The sequence below is a fragment of the Stenotrophomonas mexicanensis genome (genome assembly GCF_032911605.1).
GTDB lineage: Bacteria > Pseudomonadota > Gammaproteobacteria > Xanthomonadales > Xanthomonadaceae > Stenotrophomonas > Stenotrophomonas maltophilia_A.
In genome coordinates this window covers 38,863-65,547 of sequence record NZ_JAWJTG010000003.1, presented here as the reverse complement: position 1 = coordinate 65,547, position 26,685 = coordinate 38,863, and the positions used below count along the sequence as shown (strand labels likewise).

The following is a 26,685-nucleotide window of genomic DNA, read 5'->3' as shown; positions in this document are numbered from 1 at the left end:
ACATGGCGGGCGAGGCTCTAACCCCTACCAGCTACATCCAGCATCACCTGCACAACCTGACCGCGCCGGTCGGCAAGGGTGAGGGTATGTTCTGGCATATCCACGTCGATACCTTCCTCACCGCGGTCCTGATGGGCCTGGTGATCGTTGTCGCGTTCTGGCTGGGCACCCGCAAGGCCACCGCCGGCGTGCCGGGCAAGTGGCAGGCCTTCGTCGAGATCTGCCTGGAGTTCGTCGACCGCCAGGCCAAGGACACCTACCACGGCAAGAGCAAGCTGGTCACGCCGATCGCCATCACGATCTTCTTCTGGATCCTGTTGATGAATCTGCTGAAGATGATCCCGGCCGATTTCATCGCCAAGCCGCTGGAATGGGTGGGCGTGCACTACTGGAAGCCGGTCCCGACCGCTGACGTCAATGCCACCCTGGGCATGGCCATCAGCGTGTTCTTCCTGATGCTGTTCTTCGCGCTCAAGTCCAAGGGCCTGGGCGGCTTCATCAAGGAATTCCTGACGGCGCCGTTCGGCAAGTGGATGATGCCGTTCAACCTGATCCTCAACATCGTCGAGTGGCTGAGCAAGCCGATCTCGCTGGCGATGCGACTGTTCGGCAACATGTTCGGCGGCGAAATCGTGTTCCTGCTGATCTGGGTGCTGGGTGGTGCCGGTTTCTTCGGTGCCATTGCCGGTGGTGTGTTCGGCCTCGGCTGGATGCTGTTCCACCTGCTGGTGATCCCGCTGCAGGCCTTCATCTTCATGATGCTGTCGATCGTGTACCTGAGCCTGTCGGAAGACGCTCACTGAGTTTCAAGCTTCAACGCGTTTCAACCTTCATCCGTTTCATCACCCTTAGCAACTTAAGTTCCTGGAGATAACCATGTACTTCGCCGTCCTGACCAACTTCGCGCAGATTCAGAGCTCCACCGCCCTTGCCGTCGGCATCATGATCGGCCTGGCCGCGCTGGGCGCCGGTCTGGGTCTGGCCATCATGGCTGGTAAGTTCCTGGAGTCGGCCGCCCGCCAGCCGGAACTGATCCCGGTCCTGCAGGTCCGCATGTTCATCACCGCCGGCCTGATCGACGCCGCGTTCATCATCTCGGTCGCCGTCGGCCTGCTGCTGGCCTTCGCCAACCCGCTGTCGGCTGCCTTCGCTGGCGCCGTCACCAAGGCTCTGGCCGGCTGATACAGCGGTTTGAGACGACCGGGTGCTGATGCACCCGGTTTCGGATGAAGGCCGGATGCGCCGCTACGGCGGCGCGTCCACCCCGAAACCAGCGATCGAGCTAACCATGAATATCAATTTCACCCTTCTTGCGCAGGCGCTGGCCTTCGCTGGTCTGATCTGGATCATCGCGACCAAGATCTGGCCGCCGCTGATGAACGCGATCGAAGAGCGCCAGCAGAAGATTGCTGAAGGCCTCGCTGCTGCCGACCGCAGCCAGAAAGATCTGGCCCAGGCGCAGGAGAAGGTCAACGAAGCGCTGAAGGAAGCACGTACCAAGGCCAACGAGATCATCGATCAGGCCCACGCACGTGCCAACCAGATCGTTGATGCTGCCCGTAACGAAGCGATCACCGAAGCCACCCGTCAGAAGGAACTGGCCCAGGCTGAAATCGACGCCGCCGCCAACCGTGCCCGTGAAGATCTGCGCAAGCAGGTGTCTGCGCTGGCCGTGACCGGTGCCGAAAAGCTGCTCAAGCGCGAAATCGACGCCAACGCCCACAAGGCGCTGCTCGACGAGCTGGCCTCGGAGATCTAAGGATGAGCCAGGCCCTCACGCTTGCCCGCCCGTACGCCCGCGCCGCGTTCGCGACCGCGCGCGACGAAGGCGCGTTCGCGCCGTGGTCGGACGCCCTGGCGTTCTCCGCCCACGTCGCCGCCGATCCGCGCGTGGCGGCCCTGCTCGCCAACCCGGAGCTGGGTCGTGACGACGCCGTCGCCCTGCTGGCGCCGGTGTCCCACGGCGAGACCTACTCGCGCTTCCTGGCCATCCTGGCCGAATCGCATCGTCTGCCGCTGCTGCCGGAAATCTCCGGCATGTTCGACGCCCTGCGCGCCGAAGCCGAGCACGTGGTCAAGGCCACGGTGACCTCGGCTTCCGAGCTGTCGGCCGGAGAGCTGGACGCGATCAAGGTTGCGCTGCGCAAGCGCTTCAACCGCGAGGTCGACGTGACCACCGCGGTCGATGCTTCGCTGATCGGCGGCGCCGTGATCGACGCCGGCGACGTGGTCATCGATGGTTCGCTGAAGGGCAAGCTGGCCCGTCTGCAGACCGCGCTCGCTAACTGAATTCATTTAACGTCCGGCCCCGCTGCCGGCACTAGGACTTGACGATGGCAACCACGCTCAACCCCTCCGAAATCAGCGAACTGATCAAGAACCGCATCGAGAAGGTCAAGCTGGCCGCGGAATCGCGCAACGAAGGCACCGTGACCAGCGTGTCCGACGGCATCGTGCGCATCTTCGGTCTGGCCGACGTGATGCAGGGCGAAATGATCGAACTGCCGAACAACACCTTCGCCCTGGCCCTGAACCTGGAGCGCGACTCGGTCGGCGCCGTGGTCCTGGGTGACTACGAAAACCTGCGCGAAGGCGACGTCGCCAAGACCACCGGCCGCATCCTGGAAGTGCCGGTCGGTCCGGAACTGCTGGGCCGCGTGGTGAACGCGCTGGGCGAGCCGATCGACGGCAAGGGCCCGCTGGGCACCGACCTGACCGCTCCGGTGGAGCGCGTTGCTCCGGGCGTGATCTGGCGCAAGTCGGTCGACCAGCCGGTGCAGACCGGTTACAAGTCGGTCGACTCGATGATCCCGATCGGCCGTGGCCAGCGCGAGCTGATCATCGGTGACCGCCAGACCGGCAAGACCGCGATGGCGATCGATGCGGTGATCAACCAGAAGGGCACCGGCATCAAGTGCGTGTACGTTGCGATCGGCCAGAAGGCTTCGACCATCGCCAACATCGTGCGCAAGCTGGAAGAGAACGGCGCGCTGGCCCACACCATCGTGGTGGCCGCGACTGCTTCCGAATCGGCTGCCATGCAGTACATCAGCGCCTACTCGGGCTGCACCATGGGTGAGTACTTCATGGACCGCGGCGAAGACGCGCTGATCGTGTACGACGATCTGTCCAAGCAGGCCGTCGCCTACCGCCAGATCTCGCTGCTGCTGAAGCGCCCGCCGGGCCGTGAAGCCTACCCGGGTGACGTGTTCTACCTGCACTCCCGTCTGCTCGAGCGCGCTGCCCGCGTGTCCGAGGAATACGTCGAGAAGTTCACCGAAGGCAAGGTCACCGGCAAGACCGGTTCGCTGACCGCGCTGCCGATCATCGAAACCCAGGCCGGCGACGTGTCCGCCTTCGTTCCGACCAACGTGATCTCGATCACCGACGGCCAGATCTTCCTGGAAACCGACCTGTTCAACGCCGGCATCCGCCCGGCCGTGAACGCCGGTATCTCGGTGTCGCGCGTCGGTGGCTCGGCCCAGACCAAGATCATCAAGAAGCTGTCGGGCGGCATCCGTATCTCGCTGGCCCAGTACCGCGAGCTGGCTGCGTTCGCGCAGTTCGCCTCGGACCTGGACGAAGCCACCCGCAAGCAGCTGGAGCGTGGCCAGCGCGTCACCGAGCTGATGAAGCAGAAGCAGTACGCGCCGATGTCGATCGCCAACCAGGCGCTGTCGATCTACGCCGTCAACGAGGGTTACCTCGACGACGTGCCGGTCAACAAGCTGCTGGCGTTCGAAGAAGGCCTGCACGCCCACTTCGCCAACACCCAGGGCGAGCTGGTCAGCAAGGTCAACGCCACCGGCGGTTGGGACAACGACATCGAAGGTGCCTTCAAGAAGGGCATCGCCGAGTTCAAGACCACCGGCAGCTGGTAATCGCGGTCCTGTAGAGCGGAGCCTCTGGCTCCGCTGGACCAGATGACAAACGGTTGAACAACGCGGGGCAGCAGCCCCGCGCCACGGGAAACAAGAGATGGCAAGCGGACGCGAAATCAAAACCAAGATCAAGAGCGTGCAGAACACCCGCAAGGTGACGCGCGCCCTGGAAATGGTCTCGGCCTCCAAGATCCGCAAGGCGCAGGATCGGATGAAGACCTCGCGTCCGTACGCGCAGGCGATGAAGCAGGTGATCGGTCACCTGGCCCAGGCCAGCACCGACTACCAGCATCCGTTCCTGGTCGAGCGCGAGCAGGTCAAGCGGGTCGGCTTCATCGTGATCTCCTCCGATCGCGGCCTGGCCGGCGGCCTGAACAACAACCTGTTCCGCAGGATGCTGGGCGAAGCCAAGGCATGGCAGGACAAGGGCGCGGAAGTGGACCTGGTGACCATCGGCCAGAAGGCATCGACCTTCTTCCGCCGCGTGAAGGTCAACATGGTCGGCAGCGTGACCCACATCGGCGACGTGCCGAAGCTGGAATCGCTGATCGGCGTGATCAAGGTCATGCTCGACGCCTTCACCGAAGGCAAGGTCGACCGCGTGTACCTGGTCTACAACCGCTTCGTGAACACCATGACGCAGAAGGCCAGCTTCGATCAGCTGCTGCCGCTGCCGCCGGCTGAGAAGCAGGTCGCTCACCACGACTGGGATTACCTGTACGAACCCGATGCCGCGACCGTGCTGGAGCACGTGATGACGCGTTACATCGAGTCGCTGGTGTACCAGGCGCTGCTGGAAAACGTTGCCTCCGAACATGCCGCACGTATGGTCGCGATGAAGGCGGCGAGCGACAACGCCAACAAGCTGATCGGTGAGCTGCAGCTGGTCTACAACAAGGCACGCCAGGCAGCGATCACCCAGGAAATCTCCGAAATCGTCGGCGGCGCGGCAGCAGTCTGACCGCGTTCGTTCAAAGCACACATTTAGAGGATGCAGCAATGAGTCAGGGCAAGATCGTTCAGATCATCGGCGCGGTCGTCGACGTCGAATTCCCGCGTGAGTCGGTGCCGAAGGTGTACGACGCACTGAAGGTCGACAACACCGAAATCACCCTCGAAGTCCAGCAGCAGCTGGGCGACGGCGTGGTGCGTACCATCGCCCTCGGTTCCACCGACGGCCTGAAGCGCAACCTGGTTGCCACCAACACCGACCGCGGCATCTCCGTGCCGGTCGGCGCTGGCACCCTGGGCCGCATCATGGACGTGCTCGGCCGTCCGATCGACGAAGCCGGCCCGGTGGCCGCCAGCGACAGCTGGGAAATCCACCGTGCGGCCCCGTCGTACGAAGACCAGTCCCCGGCTACCGAGCTGCTGGAAACCGGCATCAAGGTCATCGACCTGATGTGCCCGTTCGCCAAGGGCGGCAAGGTCGGCCTGTTCGGCGGCGCCGGCGTCGGCAAGACCGTCAACATGATGGAGCTGATCAACAACATCGCCAAGGCGCACAGCGGTCTGTCCGTGTTCGCCGGCGTGGGTGAGCGTACCCGTGAGGGCAACGACTTCTACCACGAAATGAAGGACTCCAACGTCCTCGACAAGGTTGCGATGGTGTACGGCCAGATGAACGAGCCGCCGGGCAACCGTCTGCGCGTCGCCCTGACCGGCCTGACCATGGCCGAGTACTTCCGCGACGAGAAGGACGAAAACGGCAAGGGCAAGGACGTCCTGCTGTTCGTCGACAACATCTACCGTTACACCCTGGCCGGTACCGAAGTGTCGGCACTGCTGGGCCGCATGCCGTCCGCCGTGGGTTACCAGCCGACCCTGGCCGAGGAAATGGGCGTCCTGCAGGAGCGCATCACCTCCACCAAGAACGGTTCGATCACCTCGATCCAGGCCGTCTACGTTCCCGCGGACGACCTGACCGACCCGTCGCCGGCGACCACCTTCGCCCACCTGGACTCGACCGTCACCCTGTCGCGTTCGATCGCCTCGCTGGGTATCTACCCGGCCGTCGATCCGCTGGACTCCACCAGCCGCCAGATGGATCCGCTGGTCATCGGCCACGAGCACTACGACACCGCCCAGCGCGTCCAGCAGACCCTGCAGAAGTACAAGGAACTGAAGGACATCATCGCGATCCTGGGCATGGACGAGCTGTCCGAAGAGGACAAGCAGGCCGTGTCGCGCGCCCGTAAGATCGAGCGCTTCTTCAGCCAGCCGTTCCACGTGGCCGAAGTGTTCACCGGTTCGCCGGGCAAGTACGTGCCGCTGAAGGACACCATCCGTGGCTTCAAGGCCATCGTCGATGGCGAGTACGACCACCTGCCGGAGCAGGCGTTCTACATGGTCGGCGGCATCGAAGAAGCGGTCGAGAAGGCCAAGAAGATGGCCGAGAAGGCCTGATCCGGGACGGGCGGGAGCGATCCTGCCCGACCTGACGCCGGCGCCGGGCAACCGCCCGCGCCGGTGGACTCCCACGGTGGCATTGCGCCGCCGCGAACAGCGAAGAGATTTGCATGAGCACGATCCGTTGCGACATCGTCAGCGCCGAGCAGGAAATCTTCCGTGGCGAAGCGACCCTGGTCGTGGCCACCGGTGAGCTGGGCGAACTGGGCATCGCGCCCAAGCACGCGCCGCTGATCACCCGCCTGAAGCCGGGCAAGGTGGTGGTGACCACGCCGAATGGCGAGCAGCTGGATTTCGCCATTTCCGGCGGCATCCTGGAAGTGCAGCCGCAGGTGGTGACCGTGCTGGCCGACACCGCGATCCGCGCGCAGGACATCGACGAAGCCTCGGTCCGCAAGGCCAAGGAAGAAGCCGAGCGCATCCTGGCCAACCGCGGCGAAGCGATGGAAGTGGCTGAAGCCCAGCAGAAGCTGGCCGAAGCCGTCGTCCAGCTGCAGGCCCTGGAGCGCCTGCGCAAGAACCTCAAGCACTGAGGTTTCTCGCGCTGCATCCACGAGAACGCCGGCCCTGTGCCGGCGTTTTTGTTTGTGCGAGGTAGAGTGTCGGCTGGGCAGAGTCGACTGTCAGTCGACTATCGCGCGCAGCGCGGGATTTCCGCAGTCTGATGGAAGAGCAGTCGACCAACAGTCGACTCTACCGATCCCGATCCCGATCCCGATCCCGATCCCGATCCCAGCGCCGTATCAGCGGTAGACCACGCAGCGCATCAGCAGGAAGGACACGCACGCCAGCCCGCCTTCCACCAGCGGCTTGGCCAGCCAGGTGTACTGCAGGCCCAGCGCGTGGTCGACCAGGCTCACCAGCAACGTGCTTGTCGCGGTCAGCAGCAGCCACAGCCCGAAGAAGCGTGAAAATCGACGCCAGCCAAGGCGCGCATCACCTGCGTTGGCAAAGGTGTAACGGCCGTTGAGCCAGAAGCCCAGCAGCATCCCGGCCAGGCGACCGGCAATGTTGGCAGGCACCACCGGCAGGCCCAGCGCGGTCGCGGTGACGAACACCAGCCAGTCGAGCAGCAGCTGCACGAGCCCGATGATGAGATAGGTGCTTCCCTGGCGGACGAGGCCCATCAGTGCGGTGAAGGAGGTGGGATGCACATGTTAACGGCCCACGCTCTAGAATCATCGGCAACGAACCACGGACTGCCGTTTCCATGACCCAACCCCTGCACGTCATCATCCTCGCCGCTGGCGCGGGCAAGCGCATGAAGTCGGTGCTGCCGAAGGTGCTGCAGCCGATCGCCGGCCAGCCGATGCTGGCGCATGTGATCGATGCGGCCCGCGAACTGCAGCCCTCGGCGATCCACGTGGTCTACGGCCATGGTGGTGAAGCGGTGCGCCAGCACTTCGCCGACCAGCCCGACCTGCAATGGGCTGAACAGGCACGGCAGCTGGGCACCGGCCATGCGGTGGCCCAGGCGATGCCGCAGGTGCCTGACGCCGCGCAGGTGCTGGTGCTGTACGGCGACGTGCCACTGATCCGCGCGCAGACCCTGCGCGACCTGCTGGCGCAGCCGGGTCGCCTGGCGGTGCTGGTCGCCGATGTCGATGACCCGACCGGTTATGGCCGCGTGCTGCGCGATGCCGAAGGCAAGGTGGGCTCCATTGTCGAGCAGAAGGACGCTACCGACGACCAGCTGCGTGTGCGCACGATCAATACCGGCATCATTGCCGCCGAGTCGACCGCGCTGCGGCGCTGGCTGTCGCAGTTGTCCAACAGCAACGCGCAGGGCGAGTACTACCTGACCGACGTGTTCGCCTTTGCCGCGCACGAGTACACCCCTGCCGAAATGGCACTGGTGGCCGACGCGCAGGAAGCCGAAGGGGCAAACGATCCCTGGCAGCTTTCGCAGCTGGAGCGTGCCTGGCAGCGCCGCGCGGTACGGGCCCTGTGCGCGCAGGGCGCGCGCGTGCGTGACCCGGCACGACTGGATATCCGTGGCACCGTCACCGTGGGCAGCGATGTGCTGATCGATGTCGATGTCGTTCTGGAAGGCCACATCGTGCTCGGCGACGGCGTCACCGTGGGCCCGTTCAACCGGCTGAAGGACGTCAATCTTGGCCCGGGCACTGAAGTGCGCGCGCATTGTGATCTTGAAGGCGTGGTCACCGAAGGTGCTGCGCTGGTGGGACCGTTCGCGCGGCTGCGTCCGGGGACCGTGCTCGCAGACGGCGTGCACGTGGGCAACTTCGTCGAGACCAAGAAGGTCACCCTCGGTGTTGGCAGCAAGGCCAACCACCTGACCTACCTGGGCGATGCGGTGATCGGCAGCAAGGTGAACATCGGTGCCGGCACCATCACCTGCAACTACGACGGCGTGAACAAGTCGACCACCACCATCGGCGACAACGCCTTCATTGGTTCCAACAGTTCGCTGGTAGCACCGGTGACCATTGGCGACAGTGCGACGATTGCCGCCGGTTCGGTCATCACCCGCGACGCCCCGGATGGCAAGCTGACACTGGCACGTGCACGACAGGAAACCATCGATGGCTGGAAGCGCCCGCTCAAGAAGTCCTGAGCCACGCATCCCGCATGCCGATGAACTCGGCATGCTGCCGGCAATTGAACAACGTGCCGGTGAACTGCTGAAGGGTCACCAGGCCTACCCGGTGTTTGCCGGGCATGGTCTGGACCTGCCGACGCTGCAGGATGGCCTTCAACGTGGCCAGTTGTGGGTGGTGGATGCGGCTGACGGTGGTATCGCGGGTTACCTGCTGGCCGGTGAACTCTGCGGTGAATTCCATGTGCTGCAGATGGACGTGGATACCGCACACGCGCGGCGTGGCTACGGCCGCGCTTTGCTGCGCCATGCCTTGGCGCAGGCGAGGGTGGGAGGCTACGCGGCCGCGGTGCTGACCACGCTGTCCGATGTGCCGTGGAATGCGGCCTTCTATGCCAGCGAAGGATTCGACGTAGTGCCCGAGGTGCAGTGGAACGATGGCCTGCGCGCGGTGATGGCCGAAGAGGCTGCGCTCGGGTTCCCGATGCACCTGCGGGTGGCGATGCGGCAGGTTTGGTAGGTGCCGACCTTGGTCGGCACATCCGCGCATGGCGTGGACCTATCCGCTCAACCCACCGGCAACAGGATCGACACGCACAACCCGCCATCGCCGCGATTCTGCAGTGATACCCGGCCGCCATGCGCTTCCACGATCTCGCGGGTCAAGGCCAAGCCCAGCCCGGTGCCATTGCGCTTGGTCGAATAGAACGGCATCAGCGCATTCTGCAGCACCTGCTCGTTCATGCCCTTGCCGCGATCCAGTACGTCCAGGCGCAGCCACTGCGGCAGCCGCGTGAGTTGCACCTGTACGTCGTCGTTGGGCGGTTCTGCTTCGGCGCAGGCTTCGTGCGCGTTCTTCAACAGGTTCAGCAGGGCCTGCCCGAACTGGGCGATGTCGATGCGGCTGCTCAGTTCCTCGTCCGGCTCACGTTCCATGCCGAACGGGATCTGCTGGCGCAGGCTGGACAGGAAGGGGGCCCAGTGCACGGTCTGCAACTGCGGCTGCGGCAGCTTGGCAAAGCGCGCATAGCCGCGGATGAAGCCCTCCAGGTGGCGTGCACGATCCTCGATGGTGGTGAAGATCTCCGGCAGCCGGTCAAAGCGCTCACGCTGCACCAGTACACCGCCGGAGTGGGCCAGCGAGGCAATCGGTGCCAGCGAGTTGTTGAGCTCGTGGCTGATCACCCGGATCACCTTCTTCCAGGTCTGTACTTCCTGGCGGCGCAGCTCGGCGGTCAGCAGGCGCACCAGCAGCAGGTCGTGCGGACGACCATTGAGCTGGAAGGCGCGGCGCGAGAGGTGGTACACCTGCTCGTCATCCTCATCGCCGTCCTCGCCCTCGGCATGCACCGCGAACAGGCTGTCGCCACCGCGGGCGATGGCATCGCGCAGCTCCACCGGCACCTGTTCCAGCACGTCCTCCAGGCGTTGGCCTTCCAGCTTCCAGCCGCCATGCAGCAGCTTGCGCGCAGCCAGATTGGAGAACACCACGCGGGCGATGCCATCACCGCCCGAGGCGATCAGCAGCATCGCCACCGGCGTGTTCTGCACCATCGTGTCCAGCAGAAGTTCGCGTTGCACCAGGCCCTGCCGCTGTGCACGCAGCACATCGCCCAGTTCGCGGTGTGCCTGCACCAGGTCGCCGAGCTCGTCATTGCCGGGCCAGTGCACGCCGAAGTTGTATTCGCCGTCGCGATAGCTGCTGGTGGTGCCCGCCAGGGCCCGCATCAGTGACCGCACCGGGGCGGTAGCGCGACGCAGGGTCCACCACATCAGCGACAGCAGGATCAACGCCGACACCGTGGTCACCACCCAGCCATGGTCCATCCAGTAGGCCAGCAGCCACGGCAACGCGGCGGCCAGCGCCAGCACCGGCAGCAGGCGCAGGAACAGGCGGAAAGTGAACGAGCGCCGTTTCATTCTCGCGGGATACCGTGGCGGTCCATGCGCCGGTACAGCGCCTGGCGGCTCAGGCCGAGTTCGGCGGCGGCCTGGGCGATGACGCCATGGTTGCGCGCCAGTACCTCTTCGATGCGCGCGCGGTCGGGGTCATTGCCCGCACTGGGGGCCGGGCGCGGTGCTGCGGCTGCGCGCGGCAGATTGAGATCGGCCACTTCAATGCGGTTGCCGGTGGCCAGCAGTTCGGCGCGCTGGATCACGTTGCGCAGTTCGCGCACGTTGCCTGGCCACGGGTGCCGCTGCAGGGCGGCGGTGGCGGCGCTGGACAGGGGCTTGCCAGCGGTCAGGAAGCGCTCGGCCAGCGGCACGATGTCGCCCGGGCGATCGGCCAGCGGCGGCAGCACCAGTTCCACCGTGTTGAGGCGGTAATAGAGGTCTTCGCGGAAGGTGCCGTCGCGGATCATCGCCGGCAGGTCGGCATTGGTCGCGCTGACCACGCGGACCTTGACCTGGCGTTCGCGGTTGGAGCCCAGGCGCTCGAAGCGGCCGGTTTCCAGCACACGCAGCAGCTTCATCTGCCCGCCCAGCGACAGGTTGCCGATCTCATCCAGGAACAGGGTGCCACCATCGGCGGCCTCGAACTTGCCTTCGCGCGCCTTGTTGGCGCCGGTATACGCACCGGCCTCGGCACCGAACAGTTCGGCCTCGATCAGTTCCGAAGGCAGCGCGCCACAGTTGACCGCCACGAATGGACCCTTGGCCACCAGGGAATTGGCCTGGATGATCTGCGCGATCTTCTCCTTGCCGGCACCGTTCGCGCCGGTGATCAGTACCGGCAGTTCCGAGCGTGCGACCTGGCAGGCGAGAGCGATGACGCGCTCGCTGGCAGGGTCGGCGAAGACCGCGCCGCACAGGTCATACTTCTCTTCCAGCGCATTGCGCTGGCGCAGTTCACGGCTGCGGCGCCGGTCCAGTTCGCGGCGCGCCTCGGACAGTTCCAGCAGGTTGTTGACCGTGGTCATCAGCTTGCGGTCGTCCCAGGGCTTGGCCAGGTAGTCGGCCGCACCGGCCTTGACCAGATCCACCGCGCTGCTGAGGTGGGTCCAGGCCGTCAGCAGGATCACCGGCAGATCGGGATGGCGCGCGCGGATCTGCGCGAACAGGGCCTCGCCTTCTTCGCCGGAGGTGGTGTCCTCGCTGAAGTTCATGTCCTGGATCACCAGGTCGACCGGCTGCGACTCCAGCAGGGCCAGCCCTTCGGACGGGCTCTGCGCCTGCAGGGTGTCGATGTCGTGCAGGGAGAACAGCACGTCCAGCGCGGTACCCACGCTGGCGTTGTCGTCGATGATCAGGATCGCAGGCATCAAGCGGTTCTGCAGAAAGGGATGGGCGGCGCCGTTGGAGCCGTTCGTGTCCACGCACCGGGAGAGCCCGGCGCCACCCATCAAGCATAGCCAAACCCGTGGCTGTGCAGGAGCGGCCCTCGCTCAGCGCCGGGGAGGCGCCGGGGGCCGTGGCGGCGCAGGTGGCGGCGGCACCTCCAGCGCCTGGCGCCAGGCTGCGGCGTCGACCGCCACCGTCAGTTCGCGCTTGTCGCGGCGCAGCAACAGATAGGCGGTGGCTGCGTTGGAATGACGCAGGGCCTCGGCAAGGTGTTCGACCCGGCGCACCGCCGTGTCGTCCACGCGCAGGATGCGATCGCCACTGCGCACGCCGAAGCGCATTTCCGGGCTGGCGGCCTCCACGCGCACCTGGCCCTCCGTTGAGCGCAAGGACAACCGCGCGGCATCCTGGCGCCACTCCAGTGTCTGCGCACTGCCACCGCCGGCCAGCGCCGGCAATGGCAGGAGCAGCATCAGGCACATCGCGCGGGCACGCATCTCACGCGCCCCGCGTGGCGACCGCAGGCGGCACCGCTGCCGCACGCCGCGCCGGCCCGAACACGGCGATCTGGCCCAGCACCCACAGCAGCAGTGCACCCAGCGGCAGGTAGTACAGCGGCATGCGCGGCAGCTCGTACAGGTTCATCAGCGCCAGGTTGATGGCGTAGGCCGCCAGCATGCCCAGCACGATGCCCAGCGTGGCCAGCAGGAAGTTCTCGGTCTGGAAGTAGCGCAGGATCTGCCCACGGGTCGCGCCCAGCGCACGGCGGATGCCGATCTGCTTGCTGCGCTGCTGCACCCAGAAGCTGGCCAGGCCGATGATGCCCAGCGCGGTGACCACCAGCAGCGAGATGCTGACGGTGATCAGCAGGCCGACCATCGCGCGGTCGTTCTTGAAGAAGTCCTTGCGCTGGTCTTCATAGGTCAGCTTGTCGCGCATCAGCCGGTTGGGGTCGTTGCGTTCCAGCGCGGCGGCACCGGCATCGAGTACTTCCTTGCGGCGTTCCGGCGAAGTGCGCAGCACATACGTGCCACCTTCGTCGAAGGTGCGCCGCATGGGCAGCAGCATCGAGTTGGTCCAGTTGTCATTCCAGCCGTTGGGCGTGCTGAGCGTGTCGACGATGCCGACCACATGCAGCGGCTGCTTGCCCATGTAGTAGGTCTTGCCCAGCGCACTGCCATTGGGTTCCATCTTGGCGGCGGTGGCCTGGGTGAGGATGACCGGGATCGCGTTCTCCTTTGCGCCGCCCTTGCTGGCGTCTTCGAAGTTCTGGTACTCGTCGGGCAGGAAATCGCGGCCTGCGATCAGGTTGATGCCCATCGTGGCCAGCCCGTTCTCGGACAGGGTGTACATCGAGGCGTTGGTGGTCGGCCGTTCCTGGTCGATCACACGCGAAATGCTGCTGCTGGAGGAGCCGTTGCGGAAGGGGACCTGGTTGATGATGGTGACGTTGCTGACGCCGGGAATCGCGCGCAGCGACGCCAGGTCCTCGCGGGTGCGGGCCATGGCGTCGGTCTGCTTGCCGATGCCGCTGACGCGCAGCATGACCAGTTCGCTCTCGGCGATGCCGCTGGGCATGCTGATCTTCTCCACGCGCTGGCTGACCAGGAACAGCGCGTTGCAGACGATGGCGCAGGTCAGTGCGACTTCCAGCACGATCAGGGCAGCGGCGGTCTTGTGCCGGCGCAGCGTGCTGAGGATGGGGCGGATGTCCATGGGAGTCCTCGTTCGGGTGCTTACTGCGACTTGAGCTGGATGGCCGGGGTGACCTGCATGGCGCGCCAGGCGGGCAGGAACCCGGCGGCAAGACTGGCGAGCAGGGTCAGGCCCAGCGCGAGCAGCAGCATGTTGCCGTCCAGGTGGGCCAGCTTTGCGTATTCCACCGGTTGCTGGCGCACCGCGAACAGGCCAAGCAGGGCCAGACCGATACCCAGCACGCCACCGACAACGCCGACCGCACCGGCTTCCACCAGGCACTGCAGGAAGATCTGGCCACGGCTGGCACCGAGGGCGCGGCGCACGCCGATCTCACCACTGCGGCGCAGGAACTTGGCCAGCAGCAGGCCCACCGTGTTGACCAGGCAGACGCCCAGGAAGCCCAGCGCCAGCCACAGCTGCAGGCGCACATCGCTGGGGACCGCGCCATTGAAGTCCAGCCATTCCATCACGGTGCGCAGGCGCACGTTCGGCGGATGCTTGAAGCGGCCGGCCTCGCGCTGCTGGGTCGAATAGTTCTCCAGGTAGCGGCGGTAGTCGGCGGCCTTGGCCGGGTCCATCTCCACCCAGTACTGCAGCCACGCGCACGGTGCGTTGAGCGAGTAGCTGTTGCCGTCGGGATTCTCGCCGAAGCAGTTCATGTTGCCGTTGTTGCCCAGCTTCAGGTCGAAGGAGGTGGAGATCGGCAGCAGCAGGTCCTCGTTCTTGCCGTAGCTGCCCGTGGTCAGGTCGTAGAAGTGCGGCTCCGGGCTCCATTCCTTCATCACGCCGACAATGCGGTAGCTCTGCCCTTCCATGCGCAGGTCGCGGCCCACGCTGTTGGCGCCCTGGTACAGCTTGTCATTGAGCGCCTTGGAGATGACCACCACGCGTGCACGGCCTTCATCGTCCTCGCGCGTCCAGGAGCGGCCGTACTGCATGGGCACCTCGAACATCGGGAAGAAGTCGGCCGAGGTCCAGCGGGTGTCGATGCTGAAGGGCTTGAGAGTGCTGTTGTCCGGTTCGATGGTACCGCCGCCGCCGCTCATCAGTGCCTGGCGCTCGCCCTTGGCCTCGCGCAGCAGGGCTTCACCGTCGAAGCGGGTCAGCTGGGTTTCCGGTTCCTCGCCAGCGACATAGGCGCCGGTCGCGGCATCAAGCTGCACATAGAACAGGCGGTCACTCTTGCCGGGGATCGGGTCACCGGACAGCACATGGAACACCGTCAGCGTGGTCATCGAGGCGCCGATGCCTAGCGCGATAGCAATCACCATCAACGCGGTCAGTACCTTGTTGCGGCGGAAGCTGCGCACCGCCAATCGGGCGTAGTAGGCGAACATGGTCGGGCCCTCACTCGTTGACGGCGACGATGTGGCGCGGCGGGGTGGCCAGCACCGGCTCGCGCACCAGGTCGGTCACCTGGCCATCGACGATGTGCACGTTGCGCTGCGCGCGCGCGGCCAGTTCCGGATCGTGGGTGACCATCACGATGGTGGTGCCGGCAGCGTTGATCTCCTCCAGCAGTTCCATCACGCCGCGGGCCATTTGTGTGTCCAGGTTGCCGGTCGGTTCGTCGGCCAGCAGCAGGCGCGGGCTGCCGGCAAGCGCACGCGCGATGGCCGCGCGCTGCTGCTGGCCACCCGACAGTTCATTCGGATAATGCTTCATGCGCGAGCCGAGGCCGACCTGGCTCAGCGCCTTCTCGATACGTTCGCGGCGCTCGTTGGCGCTCATCTTCCGATAGCGCAGCGGCACGTCGACGTTGTCGAACAGGTTCAGGTCGGGGATCAGGTTGAAGCCCTGGAAGATGAAGCCGATCTTCTGGTTGCGCAGGCGGCTGCGCGCATCATCGCCCAGCGTGCTCACGTCCTGGCCGTCAAGCATGTAGGTGCCGCTGGTGAAGGTTTCCAGCAGGCCGGCGATATTGAGGAAGGTGGTCTTGCCGGAGCCTGACGGGCCGGTGACGGCGACGAACTCACCTTCCTTGACCTGCAGTTCCAGCGAGCGCAGTGCGTGGGTTTCCACCTGTTCGGTGCGGAAGACCTTGGCGACCGAACGCATTTCGAGCATGTACATGGGGTGTCCTCTCTCCAGGATTCAGGTATCAGGTATCAGTTGACGGAGACGCGTTCGGCGTCCTTGAACAGGTCGCTGCCAGAGACCACGATGCGGTCGCCCGGCTGCACACCCGACTTGATTTCCACTTCGCCCAGGCTGCTGACGCCCAGTTCCACCGGACGCCGCACTGCGGTGCGGCCATCCATCACGTAGGCGATGCCGTTGCCCTGTTCGACGAACGGGCCGCGCTCGACCTTCAGCACGTCCTTGCGGGTGTCGAGCAGCACGCGCACCGACATCCGCTGGCTCTGGCGCAGGCCTTCCGGCTGCGCGCTGGCGAAGCGCACGCGGGCGTTGACCTCGCCGTTGACCACTTCCGGCGACACCGCACTGATCTCGCCCGGGAACGGCTTGCCGTTGCCGCCGGTCAGCTGCGCCGGCATGCCGATCGCCAGGTCGCGGGCGAAGCTCTCCGGCACCTTGATCTCGACCTCGAACTTGGACAGGTCGACCACGCCCAGCACGGGCGCATTGGCGGCCAGGTTGGTGGACTGGATGGCCTGCACCTGGCCGACCTGGCCGTCGAACGGTGCGCGCAGGGTCAGCGCGTCCACCTGGCGCTGCACCTCGGCCACCACCGCCTTCTGGCGGTCGGCCAGCAGGCGCTTGTTGCGGGCGTCCAGGTCCGCGCCCTGGCTCTGCAGGCGGGCATCGGTGGTGGCGTTGGCCAGCGTGATGTCGGCCTTCTTCAGCGAGTCCTTGGCCTTGGCCAGATCGATCTGCGGTACTGCACCGCCGTCGTAACCGCGCTGGTAGCGCTGCAGGTCGCGGTCGGCGGCCTGGCGCTCGATGGTGGCCTGGTCGGTTTCCTTGCGCGACTTGGCGCGGGCCAGGGTGGCGTCCAGCGCGGCGCGGCTGGCCTCGGCTTCCAGGCCGGCCAGGGTGGCCTGCTCCTGGGCCAGCTTGCTGCGCAGTTCCGGGCTGTCGATGACCGCCAGCTCTTGGTCCTTCTTGACCACGTCACCGGCAACGACTTTCAGGTCCACGGTACCGGCCGAGATGGCGTACAGGATCGGGCTGTTGGCGGCAATCACCCGACCGTCGGCGGCGATGTCACGGACCAGGTCACCGCGCTTCACTTCGGCGATGCGCACGCGGCTGCTGTCGTAGGAGCGGCTGGCGTTGGACCAGGCGTACACGGCCCAGCCGATGCCGGCCAGCAGCGCGATGGCGCCCAGTGCCGGCCAGCGGTAACGCTGCCAGTTGGCGCGGGTGGTGCCGGCCGGGGCGGAGGAAACGATCTGGTCCTGTGCGGAGGTGTCGCGGATCATCGGGTGCGTGCCTGACGGTGGTAGTGGGTACCAAGCACGTAGCGTGCCAACTTTATTTCCTTTTGGGTCAATGGGTTGGGAGTCGCCCTGAAGTGTCCGGGTGTCCGCGGACACCTTTCCGGACACTTTCATTAAGCGGACAGGAGGGGGAGCGCGGGCCCGCAGGCTAGAATGCGGCGATCGTCTTCAAGGAAACGCGTGACATGTGTGGAATCGTGGGTGCGATCGCTGATCGCGACGTAGTGCCGGTGCTGATCGAAGGCCTGAAGCGCCTTGAGTACCGTGGTTACGATTCCTCGGGCATCGCGGTGATCGACCATGCCGAACGGCCGGATGTGCGCCGCGTGCGTCGTACCGGCCGTGTGTCGGAAATGGCCACTGCGGCCGAGGCCGAGGGCTTCAATGCAGTGCTGGGCATCGGCCATACGCGCTGGGCCACCCATGGCGGTGTCACCGAGGCCAACGCGCATCCGCACATCAGCCACGGCGTGGCGCTGGTGCACAACGGCATCATCGAGAACCACGAAGAGCAGCGCGAGAAGCTGCGTGCGCTGGGCTACAGCTTCGAGTCGCAGACCGATACCGAAGTCATTGCGCACCTGATCCACCATCACCTGAAGGACGGCGATGACCTGCTGGTGGCGTTGCAGCACACGGTGAAGGAGCTGACCGGTGCCTATGCGCTGGCCGTGGTCAGCCGCGCCGAGCCGGAGCGCTTCGTGTGCGCGCGCATGGGCTGCCCGCTGCTGATCGGTCTGGGCGAGGGCGAGAACTTCGTGGCGTCCGACGTTTCGGCGGTGATCTCGGCCACCCGCAAGGTGATCTTCCTGGAAGAGGGCGACACCGCCGAAATCCGCCGCGACGGCGTGCGCATCTTCGATGAGCATGACCAGCCGATCGAGCGCGAGGTGCACCTGTCCGACGTATCGCTGGCATCGCTGGAGCTGGGCCCGTACCGCCACTTCATGCAGAAGGAAATCCACGAGCAGCCGCGCGCGCTGGGCGACACCATCGAGGCAGCGATCGACGCCGGTGGTTTCCCGGCCGAACTGTTCGGCAAGAATGCCGAGGCCGTGCTGTCAGGCATCGAAGGCGTGCAGATCATCGCCTGCGGCACCAGCTATTACGCCGGCCTGACCGCGCGCTACTGGATCGAAGCCATTGCCGGCCTGCCGTGCAGCGTGGAGATTGCCAGCGAGTACCGCTACCGCGCCGCCTATGCGAACCCGAAGCACCTGATCGTCACCATCTCCCAGTCCGGCGAAACGCTGGACACGATGGAGGCGCTGAAGTACGCCAAGTCGCTGGGCCACACGCACACGCTGTCGATCTGCAATGTGCCGGAAAGCGCGATTCCGCGCGCCAGCGAGCTGGTCTGCTACACCCGTGCCGGCGCCGAGATCGGCGTGGCGTCGACCAAGGCCTTCACCACCCAGCTGGCCGCACTGTTCCAGCTGACCGTGGTGCTGGGCAAGCTGCATGGCCGCATCGACGCGGCGCAGGAAGCGGACTACCTGGAGCAGCTGCGCTTCCTGCCGGGCAGCGTGCAGCACGCGCTGAACATGGAGCCGCAGATCGCCGCCTGGGCCGAGCGTTTCGCCCGCAAGAGCAGTGCGCTGTTCCTGGGTCGTGGCCTGCATTACCCGATCGCGCTGGAAGGCGCGCTCAAGCTCAAGGAAATCTCCTACATCCACGCCGAGGCCTATCCGGCGGGCGAGCTGAAGCATGGCCCGCTGGCGCTGGTGGACGAGGACATGCCGGTAGTGGTGATCGCGCCCAACGACAGCCTGCTGGAGAAGGTGAAGTCGAACATGCAGGAAGTACGCGCGCGCGGCGGCGAGCTGTTCGTGTTCGCCGACCAGGACAGCAACTTCAACGAGTCCGAAGGCGTGCATGTGATCCGTACGCCGCGCCATGCCGGCGTGCTCAGCCCCATCGTGCACACCATCCCGGTGCAGCTGCTGGCGTACCACACCGCACTGGCACGTGGCACCGACGTGGATAAGCCACGCAACCTGGCCAAGAGCGTGACGGTGGAGTAACTCCGCCGGAACCGCTGGAAGCTGCATGCGAAAGGGGCCCACGTGGCCCCTTTCGTTTGCGTCGCTGGCAATGCCAAGTGGGACAGCCACCGGGTGTTCTGTCCGCCGTCGGCAGCAGGCAATCAATCTTTAATGCGCGACATCGCCTGTATTCAGCGGCGGTTTCAGCCGCGGTGCCATTCTCTGGATCGTCAGTTGGTTCCCACGACGAACTGTCCTATCGATGCCGGTAGTGACCGATGGTCGCAGTCGTAGAATCGATTTGACCGAGGGCCGGGTTGAGCGGTTGAACCCACCTCGTTCGCGTTGCAGCACGTCGTCTGCCGATCCATTTCCACCGGCAGCCGGGTGCGCCAGACGTGCGCTGAAAGGTCTGTTCCCGGGGAGGGGGCGTATCGGAAGAGCACACTTTTTTGACTTCAGTGACCTGCACCAGGAAACAAGAATGAACGTCCGCGAACTCCTGCAATCCAAGAAAGAAGCTGTCATCACCATCGACGCCGAAGACACCATCGGTGCCGCCGCCCACAAGATGAGCGCGAACAAGATCGCTGCGCTGGTGGTGATGAAGGACGATGCCCCGGTTGGCATCATTTCCGAGAAGGACATCGTGCGTACCCTGGCCGACGACGGCCCGCAGGCCGGCCGCCGCGTGATCTCCAGCCTGCCGTCCACCGGTCTGGAAGGCATCGCGCCGGAAGCCACCCTGAAGCAGGCCATGTCGTTGATGACGTACTCGCGGCGCCGTCATCTGATGGTCACCGAAGGCACCCTGCTGGTTGGCATCCTCAGCCTGGGTGACATCGTGAAGAACCTGCTGGGCGAGCTGGAGCTGGAAAAGGCCGTGCTGCAGGACATCTACATGGCCGCCCACTGAGGGCTGGACCCTTGGATGCAGAGAAGCCGGGCATTGCCCGGCTTCTTCGTTCACGGCTTCGGTGATATCAGAAAGTGACCTTCACCGAATCGGCGCTGTAGTTCGCCGGACCGTGGTAGACCACTTCGATGTTGTTGCCATCCGGATCGAGCACGAACGCGCCGTAGTAGCCCGGGTGGTAAGGGCGTTCACCCGGCGCGCCGTTGTCGGTGCCGCCGGCGGCGATCGCGGCGGTATGGAAGGCATCGACGGTGGCGCTGTCGCGGGCCTGGAAGGCCAGATGGTGGCGCCCGGTGAGCTGGCCGGCGGCGGCCTCGCTGCTGGCGCTGGAAATGAACAGCTCATCGGCCCAGAAGTAATCCTCGCCTTCGCCGGCGATCGGGATGCCGATCGTATCGAACACCGCCTGGTAGAAGCGCCGGCTGGCGGCCAGGTCGCGTACGACCAGCTGGATGTGGTCGATCAGTCGCCCGCGGTGCAGTTCCATCGTTTCCATACGAACCTCGCAAAAAAGGGGACGGAGGGGATTAAGTCGCTTCCGGCCAATAGTGCCAGAAACGACTTAATCCCCCTCCGTCCCCTTTTTGGGTCAGACGTTGGAGATGATCTCGACCCAGTAGCCGTCCGGGTCCTTGATGAAGGCCAGGTTCTTCATGCGGCCGTCGGTCAGGCGCTTCTGGAAGGTCACGCCCAGGTCTTCAAATCGCTGGCAGGCGGTCTCGATGTCCGGCACCGACACGCAGATGTGGCCGAAGCCGCGCGGGTCGCTGTTGCCATCGTGGTAGACCGCGCCGTCCTGGGTTTCAGTGCCGTGGTTGTGGGTCAGTTCCAGCACGCCCGGCAGGCCGGCCATCCACACGCGGCGCTGGCTGTCGTCTTCCGGCACCACCGCGCCGGCCGGTACGTAGGCCAGGAAGTACAGGCTGAACTGGGCGTCCGGGAAGTCGCGCTTGTCGATCAGCTGGTAGCCGAGCACGCGGGTGTAGAAGTCCAGCGAGGCGGTGATGTCCTTCACCCGCAGCATGGTGTGGTTGAACACGAAGCCGGTGGTTTCGGCCGGGGCCTGGGCGGCGACGCCGGGGACATCGCGCAGGGCGGGAATGGTCATGGGGGAGGTCCTTCAGACAGGGCCGTTGCTGGCCGGATGGGGCCATTCTACCGGCCGTCACCTGACGGCACCGCGACGTACAATGGGCGGATCGCACCGTTCCGTTCTGAGCATTGCCCGCCATGTCGCAGCGTGAATGGGTGGCTGCCGCCATCCGCAAGATCGAAGCCGATTTCAACCGTTCCGCCGATACCCACCTGATCCCGCTGGCGTTGCCCGGGTTCGCGGGCATCGATGTGTACCTGAAGGATGAATCGAGCCATCCCACCGGCAGCCTCAAGCACCGGCTGGCGCGCTCGCTGTTCCTGTATGCGTTGACCAACGGCTGGCTGCGCGAAGGGCGGCCGGTGATCGAGGCCTCCAGTGGCTCGACCGCCGTCTCCGAAGCCTATTTCGCGCGCCTGCTGGGGGTGCCGTTCATCGCGGTGATTCCGGCCACGACCTCGCCGGAGAAGATCGCCGCCATCGAGTTCCACGGGGGCCGCTGCCACCTGGTCGAGCGCGCCTGCGAACTCAACGGTGAATCGGAGAAGCTGGCCCGCGAAACCGGTGGCCACTTCATGGACCAGTTCACCTATGCCGAGCGGGCGACCGACTGGCGCGCCAACAACAACATCGCCGAATCCATCTTCAAGCAGATGGCCGAGGAGCCCAGCCCGGTTCCGGAATGGATCGTGTGCAGCCCCGGTACCGGCGGTACTGCGGCCACGCTGGGCCGCTATGTCAGCTACCGCCGGCACGACACCCGCATCCTCTGTGCAGACCCGGAAGTGTCGGTGTTCTTCGACGGTTACCAGGCCGCCGTGGCCGGTGAGCAGGACTGGCGTGGCCTGACCTGCAGTGGTGGTTCGCGCGTGGAAGGCATCGGCCGGCCGCGGGTGGAGCCGAGCTTCATCCCGACCAGCGTCGATGCGATGGTGAAGGTGCCGGACGCGCTGAGCCTGGCCGCGATGCGCCATGTCAGCCACCAGCTCGGCCGCCGTGTCGGTGGCTCCACCGGCACCAACTTCATCGGTGTGCTGCAGGCGGCGCATTGGATGCGTGAGGCGGGCCACCAGGGCAGCATTGTCAGCATCCTGTGCGACAGTGGCGAGCGCTACGCGCAGAGCTATTACGACCCGGCGTGGTACGCGCGCCAGGGCATCGATGTCGACGGCGCCGATGCGCAGCTGGCGGCGGCAGTGGCCGGGCAGGGGCTGCCGGAACTGCCGTGGTGCAGCCTGGAAGCATTGTAGCCGGCCGGCATTTCCGCCGGGCGATGCCCGACGAGCGCAGCGGTGTGTCGTACCCCGATCAATACCCCGCCGCGGTGAACGCGTCCAGCACTGCATCTCGCAGCGCATCGGGCAAGGCCTCGATGTCCATCGCGCGATCATCCAGATGCAGGCTCGGGTCCAGGATGCTGGCACGGCCCTGGGCCAGCGCCTGCAGCCACAGCAGCACGCAGATCACGAACTCGCGCTCATGGCCCAGCCGCAGCTGGCTGGCGCCGCGTTCGATCACCTCGAACGGGTACCACTCCTGGGCATCGTTGAACGTGCCGCCCTGCTGCAGCACTGCCTGCAGTTGATGCAGGTGACGCGGGGCGTCGTCGCCGGCATCGCACAATGCGGCGATCCAGGTCAGTTCGGCCGGGCTGGCGGACAATGCCAGTGACCGGGCCGGTGAGGCGGATGCAACTGCAGCCAGACCTTCCATGTAGGGCCTCGTTCGGTGCGTACCGCTGCGGACTCCCCCGCAGCCAAAGCTTCAGCGCGGGACCGTAAGGCCGACGTGAATGCCGGGCCGTGCCCCCTTGTCAGCCCCGCCTGCCAGCGCCATATCCTGCATGCTGCCCGCCCGCCGGGCCCGTTCCCTGGAGACCTGCCGTGACCGTTGCCAACCCCCTGCTCGATTTTTCCGGTCTGCCGCGCTTCGAGGCGATTCGCCCCGAGCACGTGGCGCCGGCGCTGGACGTGCTGCTGGCCGAGGCCGAAGCCGCCGTCAGCGCGGCCGAGCAGGTGCAGCCGGTGCGCTGGGAGACCTTTGTGGCCCCGCTGGATGACGCCACCGAGCGCCTGTGGCGCGCCTGGGGCCTGGTCGGCCACCTGCAGGGCGTGGTCAACACCCCGGAACTGCGCGAGGCCTACAACAGCAACCTGCCGCGGGTGACCCGCTTCGCCAGCGCGCTCAGCCAGAACCTGGCGTTGTACCGGCAGTACCAGACCCTGGCCGCCAGCACCGAGGCGGCGCGCTTCGACGAGGCCCAGCGCAAGGTGCTGGACAACACGCTGCGTGACTTCCGCCTCGGCGGCGCCGAGCTGGCGCCGGAGGCGCAGCAGCGCTTCGCGGCGATCAAGGAAGAACTGTCGGCGCTGTCGGCGAAGTTCTCGCAGAACGTTCTTGACGCTACCGATGCCTGGTCGCTGATCGTCGAGGACGAAGCGCGATTGAAGGGCCTGCCGGAAGACGTGAAGGCCGCCGCGCATGCCGCAGCACAGAAGGACGGCAAGTCTGGCTGGAAACTGACCCTGCAGATGCCGTGCTACCTGCCGGTGCAGACCTGGGGTGAGGACCGCGACCTGCGCGAGATCCTGTACCGTGCCAGCGCACAGCGTGCGTCCGAATTCGGCGATGACACGCTGGACAACAGCGGCAACATCGACCGCATCCTCGCCCTGCGCGCGGAACTCGCCGCACTGCTCGGCTTCGGTTCGTATGGTGATTATTCGGTGGCGACCAAGATGGCGCAGGACCCGGCCGAGGTGCTCGGTTTCCTGCGTGACCTGGCCTCGCGCGCCAAGCCGTTCGCGGCCAAGGACCGTGCTGAACTGGAACAGTTCGCACGCGAGCAACTCGGTATCGACAGCCTGCAGGCCTGGGACCTGGCATTCGCTGCCGATCGCCTGAAGCAGGCGCGTTACAGCTATTCCGAACAGGAAGTGAAGCAGTACTTCACCGAACCGAAGGTGCTGGGCGGCCTGTTCTCGGTAATCGAGCAGCTGTACGGCCTGCGCGTGCAGGAGGACAGCGCGCCGGTGTGGCACGAGGATGTGCGCTTCTTCCGCCTGGTCGATGCGCAGGGTGCGCTGGTGGGCCAGTTCTACCTGGACCTGTACGCGCGCGAAGGCAAGCGCGGTGGCGCGTGGATGGATGATTGCCGTAACCGCCGCGAGCGTGCCGACGGCAGCGTGCAGACGCCGCTGGTCTACCTGGTGTGCAACTTCGGCCGAGGTGCCAATGGCAAGCCGGCTACCTTCAGCCACAACGAAGTAACCACGTTGTTCCATGAGATGGGCCACGGCCTGCACCAGCTGCTGACCCGCATCGGCGAACTGGGTGTGGCCGGCATCAACGGCGTGGAATGGGACGCGGTGGAGCTGCCCAGCCAGTTCATGGAGAACTTCTGCTGGGAATGGGACCACCTGCAGGGCATGACCGCGCATGTTGAAACGGGTGAGCCGCTGCCGCGCGCGCTGTACGAGCGCATGCTGGCCGCGCGCAATTTCCACAGCGGCATGGCCACCGTTCGCCAGCTGGAGTTCGGCCTGTTCGACATGCTGCTGCACAGCCAGTTCGAACCGGCGCAGGACAGCGTGCTGGCACTGCTCGACCGCGTGCGTGCGGAAGTGGCAGTGAACCACCCGCCGGTCTGGAACCGCTTCCCGCACCAGTTCAGCCATATCTTCGCCGGCGGTTACGCCGCGGGTTACTACAGCTACAAGTGGGCCGAGGTGCTGAGCGCCGATGCCTATGCGGCGTTCGAGGAGGCGCCGCAGGCGCTGGCTGAAACCGGCGCGCGCTTCCGCGAAGAGATCCTGTCGCGTGGTGGCAGCCGCCCGGCGGCGGAGAACTTCAAGGCCTTCCGCGGCCGCGCGCCTCAGATCGACGCGCTGCTGCGCCACTCGGGCATGGCGTAAGGTGTTTGGTAGGTGCCAACCTTGGTTGGCACGTTACCGCGATCCACGCATGGCGTGGATCTACCGGAATGTTCGGACATGGCGTAACGCCTTGGTAGGCGCCAACCTTGGTTGGCGAAAAGCCCAGGCCAACCAAGGTTGGCCTCTACCGGGCGTCGCGCCTTGGGGTCATTCGGCGTAGGTCATCTTCCGGGTCATGCCGCCGTCCACGATGAAGTCCTGGCCGGTGGTGAAACCGGACAGCGACGACAGCAGGTACACCGCCAGTGCACCGATGTCTTCGGGGCGGCCGACCCGGCCGACCGGGTGTTGCGCATGGTCGATGGCTGAGTATTCCGGCGCGTGGCGCCGTGAGGGTGCCTGCCACGCAGTGGTGCCGATCCAGCCGGGGCTGATGCTGTTCACCCGCACCGCCGGGCCGGCGCTGATCGCAAGTGCATGGGTGAAGGCCACCAGCCCACCCTTGGCTGCCGCGTAGGCTTCGCTGTGTGCTTCGGATTGCCAGGCGCGGGTGGAGGCGATGTTGATGATCGCACCGGCGGCGCTGGCGGTCAGTGCTGGCAACGTGTGCTTGCTGCACAGGAATGCACCGTGCAGTGACGACAGCCGGCGCTGCCACTCGTCCCAGTCCATATCCTGCAACCCTGTGCCGTGTGGACCGGCGATGCCCGCGTTGTTCACCAGTCCGTCGATACGGCCGAAACGCTGCAGGGCCACGGCGATGAAGTCGCGCACGCTGGCTTCGTCGGTGATGTCCAGGCGCTGGAACGCGGCATCCTCGCCGCGCTGCCATTCCGCCAGACACGCTTCTCCGGCCTCCACGTCCAGGTCGCCGATCAGCACGCGTCCACCGGCACCAAGTACGGCCTGGGCAATACCGCGGCCGATGCCGTTGGCACCGCCGGTGACCAGCACAACCTTGCCCGACAGCGGCGCGGCCGGCCATGCGGTGATCGGCGGCACCGTGCTCACGTCAGGTCTTCGCCGCGCAGGCGGCGATGCCAGCCGTCCACACCGATGCGGTCCAGGGTCTGGATGTTGCGCTCGACGATCACGTCCGGGTCCGGATAGACATCCACCGCGCGTGCCACGCTGTCTTCGCGCAGCAGGTGCAGGGTGGGGAAGGGCGCGCGGTTGGTGTAGTTGCTGGCGTCGTCCGCGGCCACGCCATCGAACTGGTAGTCCGGGTGGAAGCTGGCCACCTGCAGGATGCCCTGCAGGTCCAGTGCCTCGATCGCCGCATCGGCGTTGTCGAGGAAATCGTTGTAGTCGAGGAAATCGGTCAGCACCTGCGGATGCACGATCAGCGTCGTGTCGATCTGCTCCGCCGGCGTATCGCGCAGCAGCACCAGCTCCTCGGCCAGCTGTTCAACCAGCGCTTCCGGCGTGGTCGCATCGCTGAGCACGATGCGGACCTGGTCCTTCACGTACACCGCCTTGGCGAACGGGCACAGGTTCAGGCCGATGACGATGCGCTCCAGCCACAGGCGGGTGGCGGCGATCGGGTCATCGGTGGGCAGGTGGGAATCGGTCATGGCGGGCA

At 65.8% G+C, this 26,685-nt stretch carries 27 protein-coding genes; 14 read left to right on the top strand and 13 right to left on the bottom strand.

Translation table 11 applies throughout. The features are described from left to right. Positions 1-2 precede the first annotated feature (2 nt). From atpB to R1L06_RS02785, 8 genes are all read left to right on the top strand, one after another. The gene (gene atpB, locus R1L06_RS02820; protein ID WP_010481316.1) at positions 3-803 is read left to right on the top strand and encodes a F0F1 ATP synthase subunit A; all 801 of its coding nucleotides are present in this window, start codon (positions 3-5) and stop codon (positions 801-803) included. A 73-nt stretch (positions 804-876) separates the two neighbouring features. Beyond that, a complete protein-coding gene (atpE, locus tag R1L06_RS02815) occupies positions 877-1,182 on the top strand; it encodes a F0F1 ATP synthase subunit C (protein ID WP_005411133.1) in 306 nt (101 codons plus the stop codon). Positions 1,183-1,288: 106 nt separating this feature from the next. Further along, positions 1,289-1,759 carry a F0F1 ATP synthase subunit B gene (locus R1L06_RS02810; protein ID WP_005419512.1) on the top strand — a complete coding sequence of 157 codons (471 nt, stop codon included), beginning with the start codon at positions 1,289-1,291 and terminating at the stop codon, positions 1,757-1,759. A 2-nt stretch (positions 1,760-1,761) separates the two neighbouring features. Further along, a complete protein-coding gene (locus R1L06_RS02805) occupies positions 1,762-2,289 on the top strand; it encodes a F0F1 ATP synthase subunit delta (protein ID WP_032129048.1) in 528 nt (175 codons plus the stop codon). A gap of 44 nt (positions 2,290-2,333) precedes the next feature. After that, complete coding sequence (gene atpA / locus R1L06_RS02800) at positions 2,334-3,881, top strand: F0F1 ATP synthase subunit alpha (protein ID WP_032129047.1); 1,548 nt, start codon at positions 2,334-2,336, stop codon at positions 3,879-3,881. Between the two features lie 97 nt (positions 3,882-3,978). Beyond that, on the top strand, positions 3,979-4,842 hold the full coding sequence (atpG, locus tag R1L06_RS02795; RefSeq protein WP_032129046.1) for a F0F1 ATP synthase subunit gamma: 864 nt from the start codon (positions 3,979-3,981) through the stop codon (positions 4,840-4,842). 38 nt (positions 4,843-4,880) lie between these two features. Continuing rightward, complete coding sequence (gene atpD, locus R1L06_RS02790) at positions 4,881-6,287, top strand: F0F1 ATP synthase subunit beta (RefSeq protein ID WP_032129045.1); 1,407 nt, start codon at positions 4,881-4,883, stop codon at positions 6,285-6,287. A 113-nt stretch (positions 6,288-6,400) separates the two neighbouring features. Next, on the top strand, positions 6,401-6,823 hold the full coding sequence (locus tag R1L06_RS02785; RefSeq protein ID WP_005419509.1) for a F0F1 ATP synthase subunit epsilon: 423 nt from the start codon (positions 6,401-6,403) through the stop codon (positions 6,821-6,823). 210 nt (positions 6,824-7,033) lie between these two features. Here the strand turns inward: R1L06_RS02785 and R1L06_RS02780 are convergent, their stop codons facing one another. Further along, the gene (locus R1L06_RS02780; RefSeq protein WP_049460896.1) at positions 7,034-7,417 is read right to left on the bottom strand and encodes a GtrA family protein; all 384 of its coding nucleotides are present in this window, start codon (positions 7,415-7,417) and stop codon (positions 7,034-7,036) included. 83 nt (positions 7,418-7,500) lie between these two features. Between R1L06_RS02780 and glmU the strand changes: the two genes are divergently transcribed. Next, positions 7,501-8,868 carry a bifunctional UDP-N-acetylglucosamine diphosphorylase/glucosamine-1-phosphate N-acetyltransferase GlmU gene (gene glmU / locus R1L06_RS02775; RefSeq protein WP_317216868.1) on the top strand — a complete coding sequence of 456 codons (1,368 nt, stop codon included), beginning with the start codon at positions 7,501-7,503 and terminating at the stop codon, positions 8,866-8,868. Continuing rightward, positions 8,837-9,370 carry a GNAT family N-acetyltransferase gene (locus tag R1L06_RS02770; protein ID WP_317216867.1) on the top strand — a complete coding sequence of 178 codons (534 nt, stop codon included), beginning with the start codon at positions 8,837-8,839 and terminating at the stop codon, positions 9,368-9,370. The genes glmU and R1L06_RS02770 overlap by 32 nt, the downstream gene beginning before the upstream one ends. Positions 9,371-9,417: 47 nt before the next feature. Here the strand turns inward: R1L06_RS02770 and R1L06_RS02765 are convergent, their stop codons facing one another. From R1L06_RS02765 to R1L06_RS02735, 7 genes are all read right to left on the bottom strand, one after another. Next, entirely contained in the window at positions 9,418-10,770 is a 1,353-nt protein-coding gene (locus R1L06_RS02765) for a sensor histidine kinase (protein ID WP_049399192.1), read from the bottom strand. After that, complete coding sequence (locus tag R1L06_RS02760; protein ID WP_032129058.1) at positions 10,767-12,113, bottom strand: sigma-54-dependent transcriptional regulator; 1,347 nt, start codon at positions 12,111-12,113, stop codon at positions 10,767-10,769. The genes R1L06_RS02765 and R1L06_RS02760 overlap by 4 nt, the downstream gene beginning before the upstream one ends. A 123-nt stretch (positions 12,114-12,236) precedes the next feature. Next, entirely contained in the window at positions 12,237-12,614 is a 378-nt protein-coding gene (locus R1L06_RS02755; protein ID WP_182267888.1) for a PDZ domain-containing protein, read from the bottom strand. Between the two features lie 16 nt (positions 12,615-12,630). After that, entirely contained in the window at positions 12,631-13,848 is a 1,218-nt protein-coding gene (locus tag R1L06_RS02750) for an ABC transporter permease (protein ID WP_049399196.1), read from the bottom strand. Between the two features lie 20 nt (positions 13,849-13,868). Beyond that, on the bottom strand, positions 13,869-15,167 hold the full coding sequence (locus R1L06_RS02745; protein WP_317216866.1) for an ABC transporter permease: 1,299 nt from the start codon (positions 15,165-15,167) through the stop codon (positions 13,869-13,871). A gap of 10 nt (positions 15,168-15,177) precedes the next feature. Beyond that, a complete protein-coding gene (locus R1L06_RS02740) occupies positions 15,178-15,903 on the bottom strand; it encodes an ABC transporter ATP-binding protein (protein WP_032129038.1) in 726 nt (241 codons plus the stop codon). A 35-nt stretch (positions 15,904-15,938) separates the two neighbouring features. After that, positions 15,939-17,216: an efflux RND transporter periplasmic adaptor subunit gene (locus tag R1L06_RS02735; protein ID WP_180837270.1), complete on the bottom strand. Its 1,278-nt coding sequence runs from the start codon at positions 17,214-17,216 to the stop codon at positions 15,939-15,941. Positions 17,217-17,419: 203 nt separating this feature from the next. Here R1L06_RS02735 and glmS point away from each other — a divergent pair, with 203 nt between their 5' ends. Next, on the top strand, positions 17,420-19,258 hold the full coding sequence (gene glmS / locus R1L06_RS02730) for a glutamine--fructose-6-phosphate transaminase (isomerizing) (protein WP_317216865.1): 1,839 nt from the start codon (positions 17,420-17,422) through the stop codon (positions 19,256-19,258). A 445-nt stretch (positions 19,259-19,703) separates the two neighbouring features. Next, complete coding sequence (locus R1L06_RS02725; protein ID WP_006394252.1) at positions 19,704-20,135, top strand: CBS domain-containing protein; 432 nt, start codon at positions 19,704-19,706, stop codon at positions 20,133-20,135. A 67-nt stretch (positions 20,136-20,202) separates the two neighbouring features. On the opposite strand, the gene R1L06_RS02720 is transcribed toward R1L06_RS02725, so the two are convergent. Together R1L06_RS02720 and gloA are read right to left on the bottom strand one after the other, a co-directional pair. After that, positions 20,203-20,631 carry a VOC family protein gene (locus tag R1L06_RS02720; RefSeq protein WP_049421411.1) on the bottom strand — a complete coding sequence of 143 codons (429 nt, stop codon included), beginning with the start codon at positions 20,629-20,631 and terminating at the stop codon, positions 20,203-20,205. 93 nt (positions 20,632-20,724) lie between these two features. Further along, a complete protein-coding gene (gene gloA, locus R1L06_RS02715; protein WP_317216864.1) occupies positions 20,725-21,243 on the bottom strand; it encodes a lactoylglutathione lyase in 519 nt (172 codons plus the stop codon). Positions 21,244-21,365: 122 nt separating this feature from the next. Here gloA and R1L06_RS02710 point away from each other — a divergent pair, with 122 nt between their 5' ends. Next, positions 21,366-22,478, top strand: coding sequence for a PLP-dependent cysteine synthase family protein (locus R1L06_RS02710; RefSeq protein WP_317216863.1), 1,113 nt, complete (start codon positions 21,366-21,368; stop codon positions 22,476-22,478). 58 nt (positions 22,479-22,536) lie between these two features. On the opposite strand, the gene R1L06_RS02705 is transcribed toward R1L06_RS02710, so the two are convergent. After that, positions 22,537-22,941 carry a hypothetical protein gene (locus tag R1L06_RS02705; RefSeq protein WP_049460886.1) on the bottom strand — a complete coding sequence of 135 codons (405 nt, stop codon included), beginning with the start codon at positions 22,939-22,941 and terminating at the stop codon, positions 22,537-22,539. Positions 22,942-23,111: 170 nt separating this feature from the next. On the opposite strand from R1L06_RS02705, the gene R1L06_RS02700 reads away from it, so the two are divergent. After that, positions 23,112-25,142, top strand: coding sequence for a M3 family metallopeptidase (locus tag R1L06_RS02700; RefSeq protein ID WP_317216862.1), 2,031 nt, complete (start codon positions 23,112-23,114; stop codon positions 25,140-25,142). Between the two features lie 168 nt (positions 25,143-25,310). Here the strand turns inward: R1L06_RS02700 and R1L06_RS02695 are convergent, their stop codons facing one another. Then, positions 25,311-26,114 carry an SDR family oxidoreductase gene (locus tag R1L06_RS02695; RefSeq protein ID WP_317216861.1) on the bottom strand — a complete coding sequence of 268 codons (804 nt, stop codon included), beginning with the start codon at positions 26,112-26,114 and terminating at the stop codon, positions 25,311-25,313. Continuing rightward, positions 26,111-26,677, bottom strand: a complete 567-nt coding sequence (locus tag R1L06_RS02690) for a DUF1415 domain-containing protein (protein ID WP_032129027.1) — start codon at positions 26,675-26,677, stop codon at positions 26,111-26,113. The genes R1L06_RS02695 and R1L06_RS02690 overlap by 4 nt, the downstream gene beginning before the upstream one ends. Positions 26,678-26,685: the final 8 nt, after the last annotated feature.